This is a genomic window from Mesorhizobium sp. M7A.F.Ca.CA.003.01.2.1 (genome assembly GCF_003998945.1).
GTDB lineage: Bacteria > Pseudomonadota > Alphaproteobacteria > Rhizobiales > Rhizobiaceae > Mesorhizobium > Mesorhizobium ciceri.
Window position 1 is genome coordinate 1 of sequence record NZ_RZRA01000750.1, and the last position, 2903, is coordinate 2903.

The 2903-nt window shown below is 67.1% G+C and carries 1 protein-coding gene and 1 pseudogene; both read left to right on the forward strand.

Translation table 11 applies throughout. The annotated features are described in order from the left end of the window. A partial coding sequence (locus tag EN969_RS24860; RefSeq protein WP_127419476.1) for a DUF4159 domain-containing protein occupies positions 1-2303 on the forward strand: 2303 nt, incomplete at its 5' end. 63 nt (positions 2304-2366) lie between these two features. Then, a pseudogene (locus EN969_RS24865) lies at positions 2367-2903 on the forward strand (hypothetical protein); the annotation flags it as partial.

Sequence of the window (2903 nt, forward strand, 5' to 3'; positions counted from 1 at the left end):
TCGCCGGCGTGCTGGAGACCTTGCCCGGGGCCAGTGTCGCCGTGCTTGCCGACGGCCTGGCGGCAAAAGGCGATGAAGCCGCCTTCAACACGCTTTTGTCGAAAAATGCCGCCCGTGTCGTCTGGGCAACCGCCGACAGGCTGTCGCTGACGGGCCTGACCGCCGCCGACAACCAGGTCGACGGCTTTGCGCTGACCGCCATCCGCGCGCCGGGCGACCCTGCCCCGGCGCAGGTCACCGCCGGCGCCTTCGACGACAAGGGCCGCCGCATCGCCGATGCGACGCTGACCTTTTCGCCTGGCGAAACCACCGCCACCGGCACCATGGCGGTGCCGTTCGAATTGCGCAACGACTTCGCTTCGATCGCGCTCGACGGCGAGCGGCAGGCCGGTGCGGTGCGCGTCCTCGACGAAAGCTCCAAGCGCCGCCGCGTCGGGCTGCTGTCGCAGGCCGAGGCCGACCAGGCGCAGCCGCTTTTGTCGCCACTCTACTACATCAGGCGGGCGCTGCAGCCCTTCGCCGATCTGGTCGAACCCTCCAGCGCCGACCTCGCCGACGCCATCCCGCAGATCCTCGACCAGAAGCCCGCGATGATTGTCATGGCCGATATCGGCACCATTCCCGGACAGGTCCGGCAGAGACTTGTCGATTGGGTCGACAATGGCGGCACGCTGGTGCGTTTCGCCGGTTCGCGGCTGGCCACGGCGGGCGATGACGACGATTTGCTGCCGGTCCGCCTGCGCACCGGCGAGCGTTCGCTCGGCGGCGCGCTGTCATGGACGTCGCCGCAGCCTGTCACCGAATTCCCCAAGGCCGGCCCGTTCGCCGATCTGGCGCCGCCGGCCGAGGTCACTGTCAGCAGACAGGTGCTGGCCGAGCCGACACCCGATATCGTCGAGCGCACCTGGGCGGCCCTTGCCGACGGCACGCCGCTGGTCACCGGATTGAAGAAAGGCAAGGGCACGCTGGTGCTGTTCCACGTCACCCCTGAAGCAACCTGGTCGAACCTGCCGATCTCCGGCAGCTTCGTCGAGATGCTGCGCCGCATCGTGCAGCTGTCGCGCAACCAGGGCGCGGCCATCGCCAATGCCGAAGCCGCCGCGGCGTCGCTGGCGCCCTATCGCATGATTGCAGCCGACGGCTCGCTGGTGCCGCCGACACCGGATGCACGGCCGCTTGTACCGGGCGCCGGCGCGCTGCCGGTGACTTTTGAAAACCCGCCCGGCCTCTATGGTTCCGAGACGGGTGTGTTTGCCCATAATCTGCTTGAAGCCGACAGCACGCTGGCCCCGCTGGCGCGCCCGCAAATCACTGTTCCCGTCACCTCGATCCAGTATGCCTTTGACGAATCGCGCAATTTGAAGGGCGCGCTGGTCGCGGCCGCCCTGGTGCTGATGCTGCTCGATACGCTGGCGGTATTCTGGATGGGCGGCCTGTTCTCACGCCGACCGCGCCGCGCCGGTGCCATGGCAACCACCGCCGCGGTCCTGATTGCGCTGGGTAGCTTGTTCGGTCATGCCGACCTTGCCCGCGCCGACGACGCCAAGCCGGGTGACGAAATTGCCATCGAGGCGATTTCGAAGACCCGCATCGCCTATGTGCTGACCGGTGTGCCGGGCGACGATTCGATCAGCCGTGCCGGGCTCGAGGGCCTGACCCGCTTCCTGGTCGAAAAGACGGCCCTTGAACCGGGCGCACCAGCCGGTGTCGACATTTCGAAGGACGAGCTGTCGTTCTATCCTTTGATCTACTGGCCGATCGATCCGGCCGCCCCGATGCCGAGCCAGGCCGCCATCGCCCGCATCGACGCCTATATGCAGCAGGGCGGCACGGTGCTGTTCGACACCCGCGACCAGTTCGCCAACGGCATCGGCGCCGATTCGACCAGCCCGGCGACGGAGCGGCTGCGCGACATCCTCGGCAACCTCAACGTGCCGCCGCTGGAGCCGGTGCCGTCCGACCACGTGCTGACCAAATCCTTCTTCATCCTGCCCGAATTCCCCGGCCGCTTCGCCGGCAGCCCACTGTGGGTCGAGGCGTCGCTCGACGCCAGCAATGCCGAGAACCGGCCGGTGCGCACCGGCGACGGCGTCTCGCCTATCATGATCACCGCCAATGATTTTGCCGGCGCCTGGGCGGTCGACGAGAATGGCGATCCGCTGCTGCCGACCGTACCGGCGGACCCGATGCAGCGCGTCTACGCGCTGCGCGCCGGCGTCAACATCATGATGTACATGCTGACCGGCAACTACAAATCCGACCAGGTGCACGTGCCCATACTGCTCGAACGGCTGGGGCAGTAAGATGAGTTTGTTTGGTTCCCTCCGGTCGCGGATAAACCCTCCCCAAAAAGAGGAGGGTAAGGGATGAACTGGTCGATTTCCTTCGAACCGCTGATCTCCTGGCCCCTGTTGGCCTTGGCGCTGGTGCCGCTGGCGCTGCTGGCGCTTGTCGGCCTGTGGTTTCGCCAGCGCGGCTCGGTCTTCCGCTTCATCGCCCTTTTGGCGCTCGCCGCCGCTTTGTTCAACCCGGTGTTCCTCAACGAGGAGCGCGAGCCGCTGAAAAGCGTTGTCGCCCTCGTCGTCGACCGCAGCCAGAGCCAGGATATCGGCGATCGCACCAAGCAGACCGACGAGGCGCTGGCCGGGCTGCAGCAGCGGCTTGGCCGCTTCAAGCAGTTCGACGTGCGCGTCGTCGAGGCCGGCAAATCCGAGGCCGCCGAAGAGCGCACCGAGACACGGCTGTTCGGCGCGCTTGAAGGCGCCTTCCGCGACGTGCCGCCGTCACGCATCGGCGGCGCGATCATGATCACCGATGGCGAGGTCCATGACGCGCCGCCGGGCGCGCCAGATTTCAACGCCCCGCTGCATGCGCTGATCACCGGCAACGACCACGAAAAGGAC